General features: G+C 40.3%; 20 protein-coding genes. 14 read left to right on the top strand and 6 right to left on the bottom strand.

Annotated features, from left to right (window positions below; translation table 11 throughout):
- Positions 1 to 19: 19 nt before the first annotated feature.
- The gene (locus KNP95_RS04115; protein WP_214835597.1) at positions 20 to 1252 is read right to left on the bottom strand and encodes a hypothetical protein; all 1233 of its coding nucleotides are present in this window, start codon (positions 1250 to 1252) and stop codon (positions 20 to 22) included.
- A gap of 195 nt (positions 1253 to 1447) precedes the next feature.
- Between KNP95_RS04115 and KNP95_RS04110 the strand changes: the two genes are divergently transcribed.
- From KNP95_RS04110 to KNP95_RS04050, 13 genes are all read left to right on the top strand, one after another.
- On the top strand, positions 1448 to 2170 hold the full coding sequence (locus KNP95_RS04110) for a YveK family protein (protein WP_214835595.1): 723 nt from the start codon (positions 1448 to 1450) through the stop codon (positions 2168 to 2170).
- Positions 2163 to 2879, top strand: a complete 717-nt coding sequence (locus KNP95_RS04105) for a CpsD/CapB family tyrosine-protein kinase (RefSeq protein WP_214835593.1) — start codon at positions 2163 to 2165, stop codon at positions 2877 to 2879. Before KNP95_RS04110 ends, KNP95_RS04105 begins: the two co-directional genes overlap by 8 nt.
- 14 nt (positions 2880 to 2893) lie before the next feature.
- On the top strand, positions 2894 to 3661 hold the full coding sequence (locus KNP95_RS04100; RefSeq protein WP_214835591.1) for a tyrosine-protein phosphatase: 768 nt from the start codon (positions 2894 to 2896) through the stop codon (positions 3659 to 3661).
- A 214-nt stretch (positions 3662 to 3875) separates the two neighbouring features.
- Positions 3876 to 4769: a UTP--glucose-1-phosphate uridylyltransferase GalU gene (galU, locus tag KNP95_RS04095; protein WP_214835589.1), complete on the top strand. Its 894-nt coding sequence runs from the start codon at positions 3876 to 3878 to the stop codon at positions 4767 to 4769.
- A gap of 126 nt (positions 4770 to 4895) precedes the next feature.
- The gene (locus KNP95_RS04090; protein ID WP_214835945.1) at positions 4896 to 5528 is read left to right on the top strand and encodes a sugar transferase; all 633 of its coding nucleotides are present in this window, start codon (positions 4896 to 4898) and stop codon (positions 5526 to 5528) included.
- 2 nt (positions 5529 to 5530) lie between these two features.
- Positions 5531 to 6001 (top strand): PssD/Cps14F family polysaccharide biosynthesis glycosyltransferase, encoded by a 471-nt coding sequence (gene pssD / locus KNP95_RS04085; protein ID WP_353048974.1) that lies wholly within the window; start codon positions 5531 to 5533, stop codon positions 5999 to 6001.
- Positions 5998 to 6483, top strand: a complete 486-nt coding sequence (gene pssE / locus KNP95_RS04080) for a PssE/Cps14G family polysaccharide biosynthesis glycosyltransferase (RefSeq protein WP_214835587.1) — start codon at positions 5998 to 6000, stop codon at positions 6481 to 6483. The genes pssD and pssE overlap by 4 nt, the downstream gene beginning before the upstream one ends.
- A gap of 22 nt (positions 6484 to 6505) precedes the next feature.
- Positions 6506 to 7573, top strand: a complete 1068-nt coding sequence (locus KNP95_RS04075; protein ID WP_214835585.1) for a glycosyltransferase family 4 protein — start codon at positions 6506 to 6508, stop codon at positions 7571 to 7573.
- Positions 7570 to 8670 carry a glycosyltransferase family 4 protein gene (locus KNP95_RS04070; protein WP_214835583.1) on the top strand — a complete coding sequence of 367 codons (1101 nt, stop codon included), beginning with the start codon at positions 7570 to 7572 and terminating at the stop codon, positions 8668 to 8670. Before KNP95_RS04075 ends, KNP95_RS04070 begins: the two co-directional genes overlap by 4 nt.
- A gap of 20 nt (positions 8671 to 8690) precedes the next feature.
- Positions 8691 to 9938 (top strand): lipopolysaccharide biosynthesis protein, encoded by a 1248-nt coding sequence (locus KNP95_RS04065; protein WP_214835581.1) that lies wholly within the window; start codon positions 8691 to 8693, stop codon positions 9936 to 9938.
- A 92-nt stretch (positions 9939 to 10030) separates the two neighbouring features.
- Positions 10031 to 11365 carry an O-antigen ligase family protein gene (locus tag KNP95_RS04060; RefSeq protein WP_214835580.1) on the top strand — a complete coding sequence of 445 codons (1335 nt, stop codon included), beginning with the start codon at positions 10031 to 10033 and terminating at the stop codon, positions 11363 to 11365.
- Positions 11346 to 11876: an acyltransferase gene (locus KNP95_RS04055; RefSeq protein WP_251138455.1), complete on the top strand. Its 531-nt coding sequence runs from the start codon at positions 11346 to 11348 to the stop codon at positions 11874 to 11876. The genes KNP95_RS04060 and KNP95_RS04055 overlap by 20 nt, the downstream gene beginning before the upstream one ends.
- Positions 11877 to 11905: 29 nt before the next feature.
- Positions 11906 to 13072, top strand: a complete 1167-nt coding sequence (locus KNP95_RS04050; protein WP_214835578.1) for a nucleotide sugar dehydrogenase — start codon at positions 11906 to 11908, stop codon at positions 13070 to 13072.
- Positions 13073 to 13115: 43 nt separating this feature from the next.
- On the opposite strand, the gene KNP95_RS04045 is transcribed toward KNP95_RS04050, so the two are convergent.
- Both KNP95_RS04045 and KNP95_RS04040 read right to left on the bottom strand, forming a co-directional pair.
- Positions 13116 to 13991, bottom strand: a complete 876-nt coding sequence (locus KNP95_RS04045; RefSeq protein WP_214835577.1) for a tyrosine-type recombinase/integrase — start codon at positions 13989 to 13991, stop codon at positions 13116 to 13118.
- Between the two features lie 5 nt (positions 13992 to 13996).
- Positions 13997 to 14449 carry a sigma factor gene (locus KNP95_RS04040; RefSeq protein ID WP_214835576.1) on the bottom strand — a complete coding sequence of 151 codons (453 nt, stop codon included), beginning with the start codon at positions 14447 to 14449 and terminating at the stop codon, positions 13997 to 13999.
- Between the two features lie 268 nt (positions 14450 to 14717).
- Between KNP95_RS04040 and KNP95_RS04035 the strand changes: the two genes are divergently transcribed.
- Positions 14718 to 15578 (top strand): NAD-dependent epimerase/dehydratase family protein, encoded by an 861-nt coding sequence (locus tag KNP95_RS04035; RefSeq protein ID WP_214835574.1) that lies wholly within the window; start codon positions 14718 to 14720, stop codon positions 15576 to 15578.
- Between the two features lie 91 nt (positions 15579 to 15669).
- On the opposite strand, the gene KNP95_RS04030 is transcribed toward KNP95_RS04035, so the two are convergent.
- The 3 genes from KNP95_RS04030 to KNP95_RS04020 are packed head-to-tail and all read right to left on the bottom strand — an operon-like array spanning position 15670 to position 19777.
- Complete coding sequence (locus tag KNP95_RS04030) at positions 15670 to 16995, bottom strand: glycoside hydrolase family 43 protein (RefSeq protein WP_214835572.1); 1326 nt, start codon at positions 16993 to 16995, stop codon at positions 15670 to 15672.
- Between the two features lie 49 nt (positions 16996 to 17044).
- Positions 17045 to 18829, bottom strand: a complete 1785-nt coding sequence (locus KNP95_RS04025) for a glycoside hydrolase family 2 protein (RefSeq protein WP_214835570.1) — start codon at positions 18827 to 18829, stop codon at positions 17045 to 17047.
- Between the two features lie 21 nt (positions 18830 to 18850).
- Positions 18851 to 19777: a glycoside hydrolase family 43 protein gene (locus KNP95_RS04020; RefSeq protein ID WP_214835568.1), complete on the bottom strand. Its 927-nt coding sequence runs from the start codon at positions 19775 to 19777 to the stop codon at positions 18851 to 18853.
- Position 19778 lies beyond the last annotated feature (1 nt).

Raw genomic sequence — 19778 nt, 5'->3', positions numbered from 1 at the left:
CCAAAAAATCCTCTATTGATTATTTCTCCATCAAGCGCACCCGGGTCTGTCCGTTTGAGCCTTCAAATAAACGAAGTGAATACGTCTCACTCTCATAAACCATTGCATCGTCTGTCTCGAGCACCGGTTCGCCGAGCGGGCTGAATACCTCGCGCGTCGTTTGTGTGTTCGTCCAATCGATGGCATGTACTTTGTCCTGTTGAATCACGAAGAATCCATCGTTATAGAATGCATAGGCGTTCAACGCATCCGTCTCACGTCCGTACGGCGCGCCGATTGTCTCTGTGAGTGCCGCTTCGTTCATAGCGAAGAAGTCAGGAATCGATTCGCCGAGCCAATCGTTGTTCAAGTTCGTGTTCACCCAGTCGAGTAGGGCGCTATCGGTCAAGTCGCGTGTCGGCCAGTCGGTCGTGACCGAATCGAGCGGAACCCATGCTGTCGTCCCATCCAAATTCACTTCGACATGGTCGTCTTGTTCCTTCAAAATCTCGTAGCGGTCGCCGATATCTCCTATATAGGTGACTGTCGTGCCGTTCGGTTCCGAGACGAGGTTGACGTTTTTAGAGGCGAGCCATACATAGTTCGTTTCTGGCTCTTGAACGACCGGTTCAGGATCTGGCTTCGGTGTCTCATCGACGACTTTGGCTTCTTGTTTTGGCTCCAACAAGTCCATTACATATGGATACCCGATATAGCCGCCTCCTATGAGTAAAGCGAGGAGGAAAAGGACACCGATCCATTTGCCCAATCTCCGGCGTGGTCGGGCTGGTTCAATCTTCCGTTGATATTTCGCCCGTTCCGCGCGTGATGGAACTGGAATTTCAGGTGTATAACGCGGTTTTGCGGCTGTGGCTCGTTCTTCCTGTTTTGGAGTTTCAACTACGGGTGGTTCAGGAGCGGGTATCGATGCCTTGTCCACAATCGGTGTTCCCTTGACGACTGTCTTGTCAATGGGTGTAGATTGAGGAACCGTCGCTTCTTTTTTCAACACGTCTTCATGCATCTCGAGTAAAGACACATAGTATGGAAGAAACGTAGCATCTTTCTTCCCATCCTTGATCCAACCAGCGAAGTCCGACGCCGATTTTTCTTCGGTGGGGAGCGATGACTCGGTCGTGCCAGTCAATTCTTTGAAGGACACGGTCAACGATTTCCCGTCCCCTAAATTTTGTTTGATGGCATCTTGCAGTTTTGTACGTGTTGCCGCATTCGTGTCTGCGTACAACTGGAGTAGGCGCTCACTAACGTGCACTGTTGTCTCCTCCTTTTGTTAAGTTCTTCCTAACAAAGTTTATCAGATTTACATACCAAAAAACCCAAATTTTAAAAAATGGGTCATCAACTGTGAGGATTTTTGCTATAATGTTTTGGTATTGGCATTGTTAAATATTATCTGCGGAATTTTTCCAGTAGTGAATTTAGAGAACAGAGGAGAGAAAACACGAGTATGAAAGAAGAAACGGTTTCCCTGGGAGAATTATTCTCCATCTTAAAACGGAGCAAATGGTTCATTGTCAGTTTAGCAATCATCGCGGCGCTTATTGCCTTTTTAGTTAGTTCATTCTTGATTAGTCCGACGTATGAAGCATCAACGCAGGTGTTGGTAGCACCTAAACAGAATGAAAATGTCCCTTTGGACAATAATCAAATTCAGTCTTCTGTGACACTTGTAAATACGTATCGTGTCATTATTCAAAGCCCTGCAATTTTAGATCAAGTGCAAGATAACATAGTAGGAGCACCTGACAATATTACTAAATTAATCACTGTAAATAGTGAACAAAACTCACAAGTTATTAACATAAAAGTACAACATACGAATCCGGTATTAGCTACAGACATTGCTAATGAAATTAGTGAGGTTTTCTCAAAAGAAGTACCAGATTTAATGAGTGTAGATAATGTTAAAGTTCTCTCTGAATCCTCTGTTCCAACAGAGCCTGTTAAACCCAATTTATTAATAAATACTGCGATTGCTCTAGTGCTTGGGCTTGCAATAGGTGTTGCTTTTGCCCTCTCGAAAGTACTGCTGGATCGTCGAATAAAAACCGAACAGGATGTTGAGAAACTACTCGAATTACCGGTTCTTGGATCCATACCTATTATTGATAAAGTAGAGATGATGCAACAACGTCAAGCTAACGTGAAAGGTGAAGAAGTTCATGTTTAAATTCGGCAAGAAAAAGAGTAAACACATCAAGTATGATAAAACGGGTCGCGATTTGATAACGGTTCATAAACCAAAATCACCAATCTCTGAACAGTATCGGACCATCCGAACAAACTTAGAGTTCACAGCCGTCGACGACGATCTTCAAACGATGGTCATTACTTCGGCTTCTTCAGGAGAAGGCAAATCAACCACATCGTCTAATCTAGCTGTCGTCTACGCGCAACAAGGGAAGCGAGTCCTACTTGTAGACTGTGATATGCGCCGCCCAACAGCTCACTTTACATTCCGCCTATCAAACGGTATTGGTCTCTCAACAGTCTTAGCAAAAAAGACGACCGTCGAAAAAGCAACACACTCTACTCAGGTCGAAAACTTAGATTTGATTGCAGCCGGACCAATTCCTCCGAACCCATCAGAGCTCTTGTCGTCGAAGATGATGGATCGAGTGTTAGAAGAGCTTCGAGCCAATTATGACGTCATCATTTTAGATGCACCACCAATGATGCAAGTAGCCGATACACGCCTCTTGGCTCGTAAAGTTGATGGTGTCGTTCTCGTTGTCGGCTGTGACAAATCAGACCGCCAAATGGTTGTCAAAGCTAAAGAACAATTAACGCTCGCCGAAGCGCATATTCTTGGGGTCGTTTTGAATAAACGTGAGCCACAAGGCAGCGATGATTATTATTACTACTACGCATACGAATAAAAGGAGAGCGTGCCATGATTGATATCCATTGTCACTTATTGCCGGCCGTTGATGACGGTCCGGAAACAGTTGAACAAGCGGTCGAGATGGCGAAACGCGCCGTAAGTGAAGGGGTGACTGCAATTGTGGTCACCCCCCACGCGTTTCATCCGCAGTTTGACACAAGTCAACTCGACGTAGCAAATGCTGTCACGAGATTACAAAATGTTTTGCGACAAGAAGGAATTAACCTCGATTTGTATGCAGGACAAGAGATTCGAATCTTTGGAGACCTTGTTGAATCATTAGAGCAAGGTAAAGCGTTATCCCTTGCTGGATCACGTTATGTCCTCGTGGAGTTCCCGAGTGACTCTGTACCAGCTTATGCCGAACAGCTATTCTTCGGTCTTCAAACGGAAGGCCACACGCCGGTTATCGCTCATCCTGAGCGTAATAAAGAGTTCGCAACCAACCCAAAACGGTTGATGGACTTCGTCTCGTCGGGTGCTCTTTCGCAGATTACGACGAGTAGTTTGACCGGAGAGTTCGGTCAGAACGTGAAAGAGCTCGCATTCGCTTTCCTTCGTAACGGGCTCAGCCATTTAATTGCATCAGATGCCCATAGCACGGGCCGCCGAACATTTTATTGGACAGAAGTCGAAAAGGCTGTTCGAGAGGAGCTTGGTCAAGATAAGTGGGGAAGTTATGTAGTCAATGCGGAAGCAGTTATGAAAGATGAGTTTGTATTCATCGATCCCCCGACACTACCGACTAAAAATTGGCGAGGGAAATGGAAAAAATAATTAACTTGATTTATAAGACTAATTATTGACAATTTACCTTGAAATATGCTTTATTTGTCGACAACTGTCGAACGATTTTAGGTTTATTTTATTCCTCGCATGTTTTTATATTAGGTCGAAAGTGATACCCTTAATTTATAATTTTGAAAGGATGTAAGCTACATCCTTTTTTATAATTAAAAATATATAATGCATTTATTTAGGAGGGACATTTATGGAAAAAAAAGTTAAAAAAGCTATAATTCCTGCTGCAGGACTTGGGACAAGATTTTTACCTGCTACGAAAGCAATGCCGAAAGAGATGTTACCAATTGTTGATAAGCCTACAATTCAATATATTATAGAAGAAGCTGTAGAATCTGGAATTGAAGATATTCTTATCGTTACAGGTAAAGGTAAACGATCTATTGAGGATCATTTCGATTCGGTTCCTGAGCTCGAGCAAATTTTAATTGAAAAAGGAAAATCTGAGTTCTTAAAGTTAGTTGAAGAAACTACTAATATAAATATTCATTTTATCCGTCAATCAAAACCAATGGGTCTTGGACATGCAGTTCTGCAAGCAAAAGCATTTGTTGGAGATGAACCCTTTGTAGTGATGTTAGGAGATGATATTGTTCAAGCTGACATCCCTTGCACGCGACAATTAATTGAACAGTATGAGATTACAAATAGTTCAATAATTGGTGTTCAACCTGTCTCAGAAGAGGATACACAAAGGTACGGTATTGTAGATTTAAGTTCAAGTATCAGTGAAAAATTGCATACAGTTACATCATTTGTAGAGAAACCTGAATTAGGCAGTGCTCCATCAAATTTAGCGATTTTAGGACGTTATTTATTTACTCCAGAGATATTTAAATATCTTGAAACACAAACACCGGGTGCAGGGGGAGAAATTCAACTAACGGATGCTATTACAAGACTAAACCAAATGCAAAGAGTGTTTGCATTTGAGTTTGATGGTAAAAGGTATGATGTTGGAGAAAAACTTGGATTTATTAGAACTACTTTGGAATTTGCATTAGCTAGAGAAGATTTAGGGTCAGATGTTAGAGAAATGATGCTGGAAATTTTGGAACAATCGATGGTACACAATGAAATTTAAGTTAGGAGGATTATCTTGAACAACCCTAATTCACCTAAATGCGAAACAGCAGTTACAGTGTTAAATGAGGATTTAGTAAAGAAAATCGACACAATAGATGTTAACTTTGAAACGAAAATAGTATCAATGAATTCTAATGTAAATAATCAAGATAAAACTTATATTTTTTTAAAACGTGCTGTAGATTTATGCGGCTCATTTTTAGGTTTGATTCTACTTAGTCCTGTTTTGATTTTGCTCATAGCTTTAATAAAAATTGAAGATCAGAAGTCGCCAGTATTTTTTTCCCAAAAAAGAGTTGGATTAAATGGAGAATTATTTACTATGTATAAGTTTAGGTCCATGATTCAAGGAGCAGAATCACAATTAGAATTACTGATGGAGAAAAATGAAACAACGGGTCCTATGTTTAAAATGTCAAATGACCCTAGAGTAACAAAAATAGGAAGATTTATTCGTAAAACTAGCTTGGATGAATTGCCTCAGTTATGGAACGTATTAAAAGGAGATATGTCTTTAGTCGGACCACGCCCACCCTTGCCTAGAGAAGTATTAAATTATACCTCTTATGATATGCAACGATTAAAAGTAGTACCGGGATGTACCGGACTTTGGCAAATTAGTGGAAGAAGTGATCTAGGATTTAATGAAATGGTTGATTTAGACATTCAATACATCAATCAGCGTAATATAAAAATGGATGTATGGATTATTTTTAGTACCGTTAAGGTTATGATAAGTTCTAAAGGAGCCTATTAAAAGTGGATAATAGAAAAAAAAAAATATGTTTTATAGCCTCTAGTGGTGGACACTTGCAGCAATTACTAATGTTAAAGCCATTGGTTGATAAATACCCAAGTTTTTTACTTACAGAAAAAAACGAGTTTTCATTAGGACAATCTAACTATCAAAAAGTTGAGATACCGCAAATAAATAGAAAAGAGCGTTTCTTTCTATTGAAATTTATGAAATTATGTTTTTTGAGCGTAAGAATTTATTTAAAAGAAAAACCTAATTACGTTATCTCTACGGGAGCACTCTGTTCGATACCTATGTCTATTATAGTGAAGATAGCAGGTGGGAAAATTATATTCATCGAGTCCTTTGCTAAAGTATCTACACCAACGATTACCGGGAAAATAATATATAAAATTGCTGACGAATTTATTGTACAGTGGCCAGAATTGTTAAAAGTATATCCGAAAGCTAAGTATGGGGGGGGAATATATTGATATTTATATCCCTAGGTACTCAAAAATTTCAATTTGATAGATTGTTAAAAGAGATAGATAATTTAATCGATAAGCATGTAATAACCTCGAACGAAGTATTTGCACAGATAGGGTATTCGACCTATAAACCTAGAAATTATCCCTATATTAATTTTTTAAATAATGAAGAATTCGAGAAAAATATTACTCATTGTAACGTTTTAATTACTCATGGTGGTACAGGTTCTATTATTACAGGATTAAAAAACAACAAAAAAGTTATTGCAGTTCCTAGAAATTTCAAGTTTGATGAGCATGTTGATAATCATCAATACGAGATAGTCCAGGAGTTCTCAAACTCTAAGTTAATTGAAGCTGTCTATGAAGTAGAAATGTTAGAGTCGGCATTAAGAAATATTCAAACCGTCGAATATAGAAGTTACCAGTCAAATACACAAAATATAATTAGGATAATCGAGGAATTTATTGATTTAGGGAAATAATAAAATAAAAGAGGTAGATTTTATGAATGTTTTAATGTTAGGTTCAGACTTAAATGTTCCTGGTGGAATAACTAGAGTAGTAAAAAATTATTATGAAGCAGGACTGGGTAAAAAGGTGAGGTTAACTTACCATTCAACATATCCCGGAAAAAAAATAATTGCAAACATTATTTTTTTTGTAAAAAGTTTATTCCTTCTGTCTTATATGTTGTTTGTAAAAAAATCTAAGTTTGATTTAGCTCATATTCATATGTCTTATAAAGGAAGCTTTGTAAGAAAAAAAATAATAATTAAAATTCTTAAAATGAAAAAAATCCCTATAATCCTACATATGCATGGATCTCAATTCAAAGATTTTCATGCAAGAAGTAGCTATAAAGGAAAAATGGAAATTTCTAAAGTGTTAAATTCAGTTGATTATATTTTAGCTTTAGGAGAAGAGTGGGAAGTTTTTTATAAATCTATTTCAGAGACTAAGGTAATATCTTTAAATAATTCTGTATTCCCTAAAGCACTCGATTTTTCAAAAAAAGATAAAAAATATATCTCAACTATGGGTGTTTTATCAGAAAGGAAAGGTACTTACGATCTGTTGGAAGCAATCAAACTAATTGACGATGAGATACCGGATTCATATACTTTCGTAATTGCTGGAAATGGGGACATAGAAGAAATTAGTACTATTGTCAAAAAATATGGCTTAGAAAATCGAATTGAAATTACTGGATGGATATCAAATCAAGAGAAAATTGATTTTTTATATAGAAATAGTTGTCTATATATCCTACCATCTTATAACGAAGGTATGCCTATGTCTATATTAGAGGCTATGAGCTATGGGATACCAATAATATCTACAGACGTTGGTTCCATTCCTTCTGTTATAAATAAAAAAAATGGAATTTTAATAAAGCCTGGAGATGTAAATAAATTAGCAGAAGTAATTAAGTTTTTACTTGATAATGAAAACTTAAGAGAGGAAATGACTGTAAGTAATTCAAAAAAAATCTGCGAGGAATTTAACATCTATAACTCAATTGATAGTTTAGAGAGTATTTATAAAAAAATTATAGCGGAGAATAAAAAATGAACATAATGCATCTGAACTCCCAATTTAAAAAAGGGGGAGGACTAGAAAAAATTCTTTTCGAACTTTTGAAAAATAATGAATTAGGAAACAATCATCTTTGCATCATAAACGATAGATACAGTCAGGAGTATATTGATTATATTCCGAGTAATAAAATATTATTGTGTGAGAGAAAGGAAAAAGAAAGAAATCCAGTGAAAACACTTTTAATGATAAAACAAATTTCAAATTTTGTTATTAATAATAAAATTGAAATAATTCACTGTCATGACAAACTGAGTATTAAAATAGGATATTTGGTAAAGAAAATCACAAAAAAAGTAAAAATAATTTTTACTGTTCACGACACAATGATTTTTACTAAATATTTAAGTGTATTTAAAGCCGATAAATATGTAGCAATCTCTAATGCAGTTTATAAGCAAATTAGATTATGGGTTCCAGAAAGAAAAATTGAACTGATCTATAATGGCGTTGACTTAAACAGTTATTATAAAGTAGAAAAACAAAAAAAAATAAACAAGTTAACTATTTCTTGTGTCGCAAGAATTGATCCGAAAATTAAAGGGCAAGATATTTTAATAGAAGCTCTGAATGTTCTGAAAAATAAATATAAAGTTAATGATTTTAGATGTTATTTTGCAGGTGAAATACCTTTAAACTTTGAAAATACAGAACTATTTAAAAATGTTTATCGCTACGGTTTACAAAATGAAGTAAAGTTTTTAGGAAATATAGATGAGATTGAGAAGATATATTCAGAAAGTGATGTAGTAGTTTTACCATCACGTCATGAAGGCCTAGGGTTAGTAATTATAGAAGCTCTTGCTTGTAATTGTTTTCCCATTGTGAGCAATAATGAAGGACCACTTGAAATCACTAAGAACGGCGAATTCGGTATGGTTTTTGAAAAGGAAAATCACCATGAATTAGCGGATAAACTTTTTTTAATAATTAATAACCCGGATCTTATAGAGAATAGCATTGAAAAAAAATACTTAAGAGAATATTTGTTTGAGAATTTTTCACTAGAAAATATGTTTAATAAATATCGAGCGGAATATAGAAGCTTAACTAAAATATTAAGTATGATATGACTATTCTAAGGAGTAAGTAAATGTCTAGCCTTAAAAGAAATGCAAATATAGTTTTGTTTGAAAGTATGAGTGCAAAAGGTATAAACTTTATCAATATATTGCTGTTAACATTCGTGTTAAGTGTTGCAGACTATGGGAAATACTCTTATGTATTTGTAAGTGTGGCTTTTCTTAGTGCATTTTTTGATTTAGGCATGGAAAATACCGCAATTAGATTTACGAATAAAGTAACTGGAAAAACTAAGAATGGGATTTTTGGTTTGTACCTTATAGTCAAAATTATAATAATGAGCGTTATAATTATTCTATTTCTCGTATTAGGTGAGGTTGTATTTCGGATTTTAGACAAAGAAGATATTATTTCATTTCTTCCCTATCTACTTCTAGGTCTATTAGGTGAAAGCTTATTTTTTTTAAACGATACTTATTTACAATCAAGTCAGAAGTTTATAAAGCGAGCAATTATCAATATTTCTAGGCAGTTAGTAGTATTGCTGATGTTAATATTCTTTTATATATTTGGTGTCGAATCTTTAAAGATTATTATGTTAACTTTTTTGATTCCTTTTCTTTATTCTTTATTTTTTTTAAAAAATTATATCTTTTTTTTCAAATCAATTAAGGTTCTTAAACTTGACTTAGTTAAAGAGATAATTAAATACGAAAAGTGGATGGTTATAGTATCTATTCCAAACAACATTCTAGGTAGGATAGATTTCTTTTTAATTGCTGTTTGGGCTTCTTACCAACAACTAGCTATATACAATTTCGGTTTCCAATTATCCGCAATTATTGCAATTATTCCTTATGCACTAGGTAAGGTTTTATTACCTCATATTTCAAAGTTCAATAATTATAAAGTTTTTCTAGAAACTAAAATGATTCTTAAAAAAGTTGTTAAGATTAGTGTTTTACTTACTATAGGAATTTTTGTTTTCGTAATAATTGCAAAACAGATAGTTACAGGGCAATATGCTTTTTCAATCAGTATTCTTCAATTTATGGCTTTAACTTCAGTTTTGACATTTATTTCGATTCCGATTGAGCAAGTGTTTTATTCTATTGGAAAACCTAAAATTATATTTAATGCAAAAGTTATTCAAATAATATTAATTTTGTGTCTATCAATTTTACCGTGGTATACAAAGAGTATTTTGCTGATGCCTATTATAATGTTTGGGACGAAATTAATATATTTATTCATTCTTTACAGAGGATACAAAACAGAGTATGAAAACTTACCTAGTAGTTTAGAAAGGACATCTTAAAATTGAATGGAAACCTTAATAAATTATATAGCTGGATTATTATAATCCTCATTTCGTTTTTTCAAATTATTGTTGCAATAAGAGGAACTGTTTTGATAGATCAAATTTTATTGTTAAATGTATTTTTTTTTATTGGAATAGTATTGTTTTTAGTTTCTGAAATTCGTGGAAAACATATTCTATACTTAAGTGTTATTCCTATAATGTATATATCATTGTTATTAACTGATGATTTGTATTTGATGGATTTTTACGGTGAGAATACTCAAAACATATTAGGCATCCACCCCTTTGCAATTTCATTAATTGTCATTATCTTTTTGGAAACTTTAAAATGGTTGCTTCACACTAAGAAAAGAAATATATTAATTCCTTTACTAACTATATCTATGGTATTTATCGTTATTATTCTATCTCTATTATCAGGAAACGGAGGTGGATTTTCCTTACTTTTACACAATTATGTTCTACCATTTGGAACTTTCTTTGTGTTATTTGTAATCAAAGATCAGATTGAGGTTACGAAGATTAAATCAATTTTGAATATCTATATAATAATAAGCGTTTTAATAGTTGTCTATGCGATATGTGAATACTTATTTAAATCTAATGTATTTGAAGTAGGTTTTAAAAATAGTGGAGCATTATGGTTTGATTCGGTCTCAAGAGAAGGATACAGAGTAAAAACTATTATTGGACATCCGTTAGATAATGCTGCAGTTTTTATATTTACTATGATTGTTATTCATATGAATATTCGAAAAGAAACTTATAAATACATTTTACTCCTCATCATGCTAATTGGTATTTTTTTAACGGGATCTCGAGCTGCACTTTTAATCGCAATTTTGGTCATGATTTATAATGAAAAATCTTCAAATATTATTGATGTGAAAAAAATAAAATCGCTTGGTGTATCATTTTTTTCTCTTATGATTGCAACCGTAGTTCTCTTTACGACCTCATTTGGAAATACACTTCTAAATCGAATAGGGTTCGAAGACAATTCTTCGCAAGCTAGATTGATATTAGTTGATTATTTTTTTAAGAATCTTGGCCATGTTTCGCTAAACGGTTTAGGCTATGCAACAGAAAATATAAAAATTAAATATGATGCATATAATACGATTATTTTAGAAAATCCTTGGATTATTTTGTATTTTGATTTAAGCTACTTCATGTTTATATATTTGATATTCTTACTCTATTTAATATATAAATCGAGATACAGTTTTCTTTTAATCCTTTTTGTAATATATCTATCTTCTTACAATTCTTTCGGAGTAAAGAATAATATGAATTTTGTTTTATATTTGCTTTTGGCTTTTGGTTACTTTTTTAACTATCAGCAAAATATATTTGTTACAAATACTTTAGAGTCAGGTGATGATTGTAATGAGAGGAATATTGAAAAAAATCTATTATAAATATGGTAATAATATTGATAAATACAAAAAAATGGGACTGAAGATTGGTAACAATGTTCATATCGGTCCAGAAGTCATTATCGATCATTCCCATTGCTGGTTGATTGAAATCGGAGATAATTGCACTTTAGCTCCTCGTGTTCACATTTTAGCGCATGATGCGAGTACAAAGAAGGGATTAGATTATACTAGGATTGGAAAAGTGAAGATAGGTAACAATACTTTTATTGGAGCGAGTGCAATCGTACTACCAGGAGTAGAAATTGGTGAGAATGTAATTATAGGAAGTGGCAGTGTAGTTACACGAGATATTCCTGATAATTCTTTGGCAGTAGGGAATCCAGCTAAAAGAATCAGTTCAACTGATAAATACCTTGCTCACCATCAAAATGAACTATCTGACTCTCCAATCTATGACGAAAAATGGACCCTGGACGGTGGCATCAATGAAAATCAAAAAAAACAAATGGTAATTGATTTGAGTAAAAAGAAAAATGGTTATGTTAAATAAACTTTAGTAGCTCGAAAAGAGGGATATTAATGAAAATTGGTATTATTGGTATTGGATACGTAGGTTTGTCTATAGCTGTACTTTTATCGCGTTATCATGAAGTTGTAGCCTACGACATATCAACAGAGAAAATTAATACGCTCAGAAACCATAAATCTCCGATTGTTGACAAGGATATTGAATCTTGTTTAAAAAATAATAGTCTTAATTTGTTGGCTACTGAAAATTTGTTAGAGGCTTGTGATTCAGCAGATTATGTTGTTATTGCAACGCCGACAGATTACGATCCCGTACGAAATTATTTCAATACACAGACTGTCGAAACTGTAATTGAAAATGTGGTTAAAATAAATCCGAATGCCATCATGGTCATTAAATCGACTGTTCCTGTTGGATACACAGACGAAGTTAAAGCGAAGTTCGATACAGAAAATATTATTTTCTCTCCAGAATTTTTACGTGAGGGCCAAGCATTACATGATAACCTTTATCCGTCACGTATCGTCGTCGGTGAGCAGTCAGAGCGTGCTGAAGTGTTCGCGAACTTATTAAAGGATGCTGCCATCAAAGAAAATATCGAAGTGTTATTAACTGACTCAACTGAAGCTGAAGCCATCAAATTGTTTTCGAACACATACTTGGCGATGCGTGTCGCGTTTTTCAACGAACTTGATACGTACGCAGAAGTTCGCGGTCTTGATTCGAAGCAAATCATTGAAGGTGTCGGTCTCGATCCGCGCATAGGATCACACTACAATAATCCGTCATTCGGTTATGGTGGTTACTGCTTGCCGAAAGACACGAAACAGCTCCTTGCCAACTATGAGGACGTGCCGAACAATATCATTGGAGCAATCGTTGACGCGAACCGCACACGTAAAGATTTTGTTGCGGAGTCAATCTTGAAGCAAAATCCGAAACGTGTCGGTGTTTATCGTTTAACGATGAAAACCGATTCGGATAACTTCCGAGCCTCGTCAATCCAAGGGATCATGAAGCGTATCAAGGCGAAAGGTGTCGAAGTCGTCATCTATGAGCCGGTTCTAAAAGAAGAATCGTTCTACAATTCACCTGTCATCAACGACTTTGAGAAGTTCAAAGAGACAGCTGACGTTATCGTCACAAACCGCTTACATCCAGAACTTGAAGATGTCGCGGATAAAGTTTACACGCGCGATTTATACAGTCGTGACTAATCATATGGCAGCACGAGGAACGAATCCCCGTGCTGCCATATTTTCAATCTTCCAAGTCGTTGACCGCATCTCGGACTTCTTTGTCTGTCACATGCAAGTAGCGCTCGGTCGTTTGGATATGTTTATGGCCGAGCAATTGACGGATCACCATTAAGCTGGCTCCATTTCGGTAACACGAGGTGGCAAAACTATGACGCAGCATATGAGTCGTCAAATGTATGTCGAGGTACTTCTCCGAAATGCTTTTTAAATCCTCGTTGACATAGTTGGCACGTACTTGTCGGCCACTCTTCATGAGAAACACGTAAGGTGAATTCGGGAACTTAGGGCGGTCTTTTTCGATATAGTCTTTGAGCTCTTTTGCTAGACGGGTTCTCATCGGAATGATGCGTTGCTTCTCACCTTTGCCTTTGTTGACATACAAAACGTTGTTCTCAAAGTCGAGGTGAGAAATTTCTAAATCGAGAATTTCACTGATCCGAAGGCCAGCGTCACCTCCGGCTAAATAGATGGCATATAACGTCGCGTTTTTAGCCTGATACAATACTAGATTTAACTGCTGTCTGGTGATGACGTTCGGTTTCTTTTGCACGCCGTCTTTGGTTATGATTTGGGCGAACGGATTATCCATGATCCATTTTTGTTGCACGGCAAACGTAAAGAGCGAACGGACTGACATGATATAGGCACGCACCGTACAATTCGATAGACCTTTCTCTTGAAGCGACAGTTTGTAAGGTAAGGCATGTTCGAGATAGGTCACATCCTGCAAATAGAGGACATTACGTTGGGCAACGAAATTCTCGAATCGGCACAACGTGTTTCGATACGTTTTAATAGTCGTCTTTGGCAATTCTCGACGAACAATTAAATCTTCCATATACAGCTCGATCGCGTCTTGCAACAAAATGTTTTCCATGTTAATCACTCCTTCGTTTGGATGGCCTCTCGAAGTTCACGTTGGACATCTGCCTTATAGGCTCGAAGCCGGCTTGGGGAATAAGGCAGTGTCGATTCGGTCCCGTCGATGAGGTGGCAAAGGAGCTCGAAGTGGCGAGGCGATAGCAACACCTTTTGCTCATCAAGCCAGTCGTGGAATCGACGTTCTGACTCGATACACGTCTCTGGAATTCGTTCAGCTGCGACTTCGTGTTTCAAATGGCGGGCGTTCTTTTGTTGGTGGTTGAGTATCGCTCCCCGGATGCGTTGGAAGCAGTACGTCTTCGATAAGGTACAGCCGCGGTTTAACGCTTCCCATAACGCAATCCGGGCGATTTGGGCACAGTCCTCCTGTTCGTTAGGGTGGATGGATAGGTGGCGAACGACATAATGGATCATCGGTTCCCACTCGCGAATCTGTTCGTCAATCATGTTCATCAAGTTGCTCTTTCCTGAGCGCTCGGTGTGATTCCTAGGTAAGACCGAGTATAATCGTTGTTCTTTACCTTTTTGGATGTTGATATCCCTTGCCTCTAAGGCTCCTCTCTTTATCATTGCGTCTTCGAGGAGATAATCCCCTCTATTTCAACCGCATAAGGTCATTGGTGCATCGGGAAGAACAACGATTACTCCCTTTTCAAGGTGAGTAAATTAGTTATAGATCATAGGGAAATACATAGTTAATTTTTATTGAGGAGGGCTATACATGAAAAAAGTTTTAATCACGGGAGCGAATAGCTACGTCGGAAATGCATTCAAACAATGGATTGAGGCACATCATGCTAATTCTGTTCAAGTCGATACGGTAGGGATGCGAAACGGAGAATGGAAAAACATCTCGTTCGATAGATACGATGCGATTTTACATGCTGCAGGAATCGCTCACGTTTCGACGAACAAGAGTATGGAGGACTTATACTATAAAGTGAACACAGATTTGACGGCTAAGGTTGCTGAGAAGGCGAAAAATGAAGGTGTGAAACAGTTCATCTTCCTCAGCAGCATGATCGTGTACGGGGATGCTTCGAACGCTCAAATGATTACCCGAGATACCATGCCGAAGCCGACGAACTTCTACGGGAACAGCAAGCTAAAAGCCGAGAAGAAACTTGAAGCGATTGCGGATCGAGATTTCCTCGTCGCGAATGTCCGTCCGCCGATGATTTATGGAAAGGGATCGAAAGGAAATTATATCAAGCTGGCTGGTCTGTCGAAGAAAATCCCATTCTTCCCGAGCTATCAAAATCAACGTAGTATGATCCACATCGATAACTTGTCTGAGTTTTTGGCACAGGTCATTCTTCATGAGGACAAGGGCACATTCCATCCGCAAAACAAAGAGTATGTCTGTACGTCGGAGCTCGTTTCGACCATCGGATCTGTTTATGGTAATCACGTGAGAGGAATAGGTTTGTTCAACGGTGTCATCCGTCAGCTCGTAGACCGTAACGTCACCATCAACAAATTGTTCGGTGACTTTGCGTATGCGAAAGAGTTGTCGAAGTATGAACATGACTACCATGTGCGTGATTTTAAAGATAGTATCGTTGCTACAGAAAAAAACTAATATTACGAATAAAACGTCCTCATCATGCATAAGCAGATGAGGACGTTTTGTTTTAAACCTATGATTAAATCGACCGAATGATGAACTTGTCTTAGCGACGCCGAAGCTCAATCCGCTTGATGTCAATTTCGATTTCACTTGCCAACTCAAATATTGTGGTGCCGTTCTGTAACTCAATTTGATCGAATACGACCATGGTGAGCGTCGGCGCATTCCCGTCGTTTTGAAGGGCCATACCGCGAATTATTTTGTCATCAATCGTGAGCGTGAGCGGGGTCTCGTCTTGATTCTCAATATAGGCGACGACTTGATAACGTCCGCTCTCTGGGATATCGAACCGCAGTGTCAAGGGGCTATCAGTTGTCATCGATTCATTCAGCTCGACAGCAAGTGCTCCTGTCTGGCCTGAAGGGAGTGAGAGACTCTCATCCGTCGAGACCGGATCGCCGAACACCGGGACGTTGTCCTTCCAGGTGAAGGGCTGCATCCGTACGTTCCGCGTCCAGCCACTCCCTTCGGCGCGGGCGGCGTGATAGACAATCCAGTCCTCACTGTCATCAGGGGAAGTCACAAACGAGGCGTGACCAGGACCGAAAACGTCCTCGCTCGATGAGAAGACAGGCTCTTCTTGCTTGGTCCAGGCGTTAGGATCCATCAAGTCGGCATCGCTAGGCGCCGACAACAGACCAAGTTGATAAAAGTCGGTCCAACTGCCGCTCGCCGAATAGACGATATGGATTTGGTCCTCTTTCATCAGGATTTGAGGCCCCTCGTTGATAGACGGTGGGGCACCGAGCGACTCCCAGTCATAGGTCGGACGAGACAACTCGACCCGCTCGCTCGAAATCGTCATTGGGTCGGACATCTCGGCGATATACAAGTATTGGCTGACGTTGACGTCGCCCTCCCAACCCGACCAGACGTAATATAGTTCATCGCCGTTCTTGAGAATCGTTCCATCGATGGCCCACTTACCGGATGGGTCTTCGATGACACCTTTTTCCGTGTAATCGGAGAACGGGTCCGCGGTCGCCGACTCGAGCACATACATTTTGTGCACCTCACCCGGCATGACGGCCGCATAGTAGACGTACCAGCGGTCGTTCACGAAATGAATCTCAGGGGCCCATATGTCCCGTTCGCCTTTCGTCGGTTGCCAGATGACCTTCGATTCGGCTGTCGCCAGCTCGGTCGGGGCATCGGTGCGCCAAAGCGTGACGTTACTGCCGGTCGTCTGCGTGTACACGTATGATCCGTCATGCTCATACAGGAACGGTTCAGCCCCGTCTGGTAAAATCGGGTTCCTAAACGTATCACTCTCGGTCAATTGATCCGCTCTCGTCAGCGACCAACCGATGAGTACGATGGCAATCACACCGACAAGGGCGGCGACAATCCACATTGTTTTTCGATTCATAAGCTCCTCCTTTAGAAGAAAAGGTGCCCCGAGAGGCACCTATGATGGATTAACGGATTTCGTGATGCCACTGGTCGTTGATTTGGCGAATCGTCTCGAGCGGGACTTTCGGTTCCCGGTCATACGTGAGCAACCCGTTAATCTCTTGTTCGACATCTGTCAGTTGGGTATAGCAATAGCCGTGAAGTGCACGAGATGCATAGACGGCGTCCATGATGCGAGCGTAGTCGTTCACGAACGTCTCCCCGTCGGAGACCGACGTGTACCCCCAGCCGGCGTCGCCACCGATCTTGTAGCCGATTCCGCCGAACTCGGTCAATAGAATCGGCTCTCCTTGATGGCTGAAGCCGTTCGCATATATACGACGACGGGCCGGTTGTGAGGCGAGGAGCGATTCGGTCGTCGCGAGGTCTTGCTTATACACCTCGTATTTCTCCGTCTCTTCTGCTTGGCCATGATTATAGTTATGGATGGCACAAATATCGCTCACGGTCAGTTCCCAGCCGTCGTTCGAAATGACCGGACGTGTCCCGTCGATTGAGTGAATCAAGTGGTACATTGCCTGTGAGTGATGCTGTTGCATCGCATCCGACCGGACGAGCGGGATGCCCCAGCTCTCGTTCAGTGGTACCCAGGCCACAATCGACGGATGGTTATAGTCACGTTCAACAATCTCAATCCACTCTCTCGTCAGGCGTGCCGCCGCGTCTTCTGTATAGAAGGCAGATGCAGCCGATTCGCCCCAGACGAGATAGCCGAGGTGATCCGCCCAGTAGAGGAAACGAGGGTCTTCGACTTTTTGATGCTTTCGACAGCCATTGAAGCCCATCTCTTTGGCGAGCTCGATATCACGCTTTAACGCGTCGTCCGACGGTGGGGTGAGGAGGCTCTCACGCCAGTACCCTTGGTCGAGGACGAGTTTTTGATAGTATGGCTTGTTGTTCAAATAGAACATGCCGCCCTCGGTATGAATTTTTCGCATCCCGAAATACGACGTTACTTCGTCAACGATTCGTTCGTCGTCTTTTAGTCGGAACACGATATCGAACAAGTTCGGGTTCTCCGGGGTCCACGTCCGGCCGTCGTGATGGAAATTCGTATGGAAGATATGCGGCCCCAGGACGTTGACGGCGCGCTTCCCGGTCGTCGAGACGAGTCGGGTTTGCTCTAAGCTGACGAGCTCGCCTTGGAAGGAAATCTCGGTCTCGAGCGTGAGTCCGACCGCGCCGGGCGAAACGTCGTAGGCGAGTCGAATCTCGCCTTGATCGAGGTCAGGTGTCATCCGGACGCGTTGGAGCGAGGCGTGTGGCACATGCTCGAGCCAGACGCTCTGCCAAATACCGGTCGTTCGCGTATACCAAATCGAGTCGGGCGCTTCTTGCCAGAACTGTTTGCCACGTGGAATCGTCTCATCCGTGGACGGGTCGAACACACGGACGGAGACGCGTTCTTCTCCGTGATTCAAGACGTCGGTGATGTCGAACGAGAACGGGGTCTGCCCGCCAATGTGCGTGCCGACCAATTGATCATTCACATATACGGCCGTCTCGTAATCGACCGCGTTGAAATGTAAGATGACGCGCTCTTTCCAATCGCTCGGCACGTCAAACGTCCGCTCGTACCAGACAACGTCATGGAAGCTCGGGTCGTTTACACCGCTTCGTTCTGTCTGATAGGCGAACGGGACGTTGATGGTGAGCGGGAAGTCGTGTCCTTTGAACCAATGTTCTTGGAGTCCTTTGTTGTCATCGTCGAAAGCGAATTGCCAGGCGCCGTCGAGGGACTGCCAGTCGTTCCGGATGAATTGTGGTCGAGGGAAGTGTGTGATCGTCATAAGTGTCTACTCCTTTGTTGGTTACTGAATCATCAGTCCATCATTTGTCTCGATTAACGAAAAGAACGTCGGACGTTCCATCCCGTGGGGCGTGTCCGGGGAATGTGTACAAAGCATCAGCTCGCCTGAGAACGTACGGAACAGGCTACAGTGCCCGGCGTCCTTGTCGAGGAAAAGCGTCTCATCTTCGACCCAGGGCCCGAAAATCGAACCTGACGTCGAACGGACGACGGCGACCGTGTAGCCTCCGGCACCGCCGGTCACATGTGCGTCGGCATAACTCGACCAAAACATGAGCAGGTCCCCGTTCGCCGCTTTATAGAAGAAGGGGGCGTCGGTCAAATAGCCTTCCTTCTGAATGCGTGGGTCACTGAACTTTCGAATCCACGACTGGTGACCGGCGCGGACGATTTGAAACGGTCGACCGATGGGGCGCCCGGCATCAAGTTCGATGGCCTTGATTTCTCCGTAATATTGCTGCGTCCATTCATGGCAGTAGACGAGGAAACGTCTGCCGTCCTCCTCGTATAGGGTCCCATCGAGCGCCTCTTCATCCCGAGGTGTGGTCGCTTCGTTATAGAGCGGGTGATACGGCCCGCCGGGATGATCGGCTTGTAAAATCGTTGTGCCCCGATGGACGCCGATCCCGCCTTTACACGTCGCGAGCATCCAATAGCTGTCGTCGACGCGATGGACCTCGGGCGCCCAGTAATGACGGACGCCCCAATACCCGGCCGGCGGGGAGAAGGCGAGATAAGGTCCGGTCCAGTCCTCGAGATTATTGCTCGTGTAGACGTGGAAGCCGGGTTCGATGTCGCCGACGCCGTCGGCGAACGTCGTTCCGAATAAGTAATAGGTCTGTGTCGATTCATCCGAAAAAACGAACGGATCACGCATATGAAGATCCGTACGTTTCACGGTTTGAATCGGAAGATGTGTCGCTTGCATT

Origin of the sequence: Exiguobacterium sp. s36 (assembly GCF_018618345.1) — a bacterium.
GTDB lineage: Bacteria > Bacillota > Bacilli > Exiguobacteriales > Exiguobacteriaceae > Exiguobacterium > Exiguobacterium chiriqhucha.
The sequence above is the reverse complement of the archived record's forward strand: the minus strand, read 5'-3'. Positions and strand labels throughout refer to the sequence as shown.

Coding starts and splice junctions, on each gene's coding strand:
- KNP95_RS04110 (WP_214835595.1), top strand. CDS start 1,448: ATGAAAGAAGAAACGGTTTCCCTGGGAGAATTATTCTCCATCTTAAAA.
- KNP95_RS04105 (WP_214835593.1), top strand. CDS start 2,163: ATGTTTAAATTCGGCAAGAAAAAGAGTAAACACATCAAGTATGATAAA.
- KNP95_RS04100 (WP_214835591.1), top strand. CDS start 2,894: ATGATTGATATCCATTGTCACTTATTGCCGGCCGTTGATGACGGTCCG.
- galU (WP_214835589.1), top strand. CDS start 3,876: ATGGAAAAAAAAGTTAAAAAAGCTATAATTCCTGCTGCAGGACTTGGG.
- KNP95_RS04090 (WP_214835945.1), top strand. CDS start 4,896: ATGAATTCTAATGTAAATAATCAAGATAAAACTTATATTTTTTTAAAA.
- KNP95_RS04075 (WP_214835585.1), top strand. CDS start 6,506: ATGAATGTTTTAATGTTAGGTTCAGACTTAAATGTTCCTGGTGGAATA.
- KNP95_RS04070 (WP_214835583.1), top strand. CDS start 7,570: ATGAACATAATGCATCTGAACTCCCAATTTAAAAAAGGGGGAGGACTA.
- KNP95_RS04065 (WP_214835581.1), top strand. CDS start 8,691: ATGTCTAGCCTTAAAAGAAATGCAAATATAGTTTTGTTTGAAAGTATG.
- KNP95_RS04050 (WP_214835578.1), top strand. CDS start 11,906: ATGAAAATTGGTATTATTGGTATTGGATACGTAGGTTTGTCTATAGCT.
- KNP95_RS04045 (WP_214835577.1), bottom strand. CDS start 13,991: ATGGAAAACATTTTGTTGCAAGACGCGATCGAGCTGTATATGGAAGAT.
- KNP95_RS04040 (WP_214835576.1), bottom strand. CDS start 14,449: ATGAACATGATTGACGAACAGATTCGCGAGTGGGAACCGATGATCCAT.
- KNP95_RS04035 (WP_214835574.1), top strand. CDS start 14,718: ATGAAAAAAGTTTTAATCACGGGAGCGAATAGCTACGTCGGAAATGCA.
- KNP95_RS04030 (WP_214835572.1), bottom strand. CDS start 16,995: ATGAATCGAAAAACAATGTGGATTGTCGCCGCCCTTGTCGGTGTGATT.
- KNP95_RS04025 (WP_214835570.1), bottom strand. CDS start 18,829: ATGACGATCACACACTTCCCTCGACCACAATTCATCCGGAACGACTGG.
- KNP95_RS04020 (WP_214835568.1), bottom strand. CDS start 19,777: ATGCAAGCGACACATCTTCCGATTCAAACCGTGAAACGTACGGATCTT.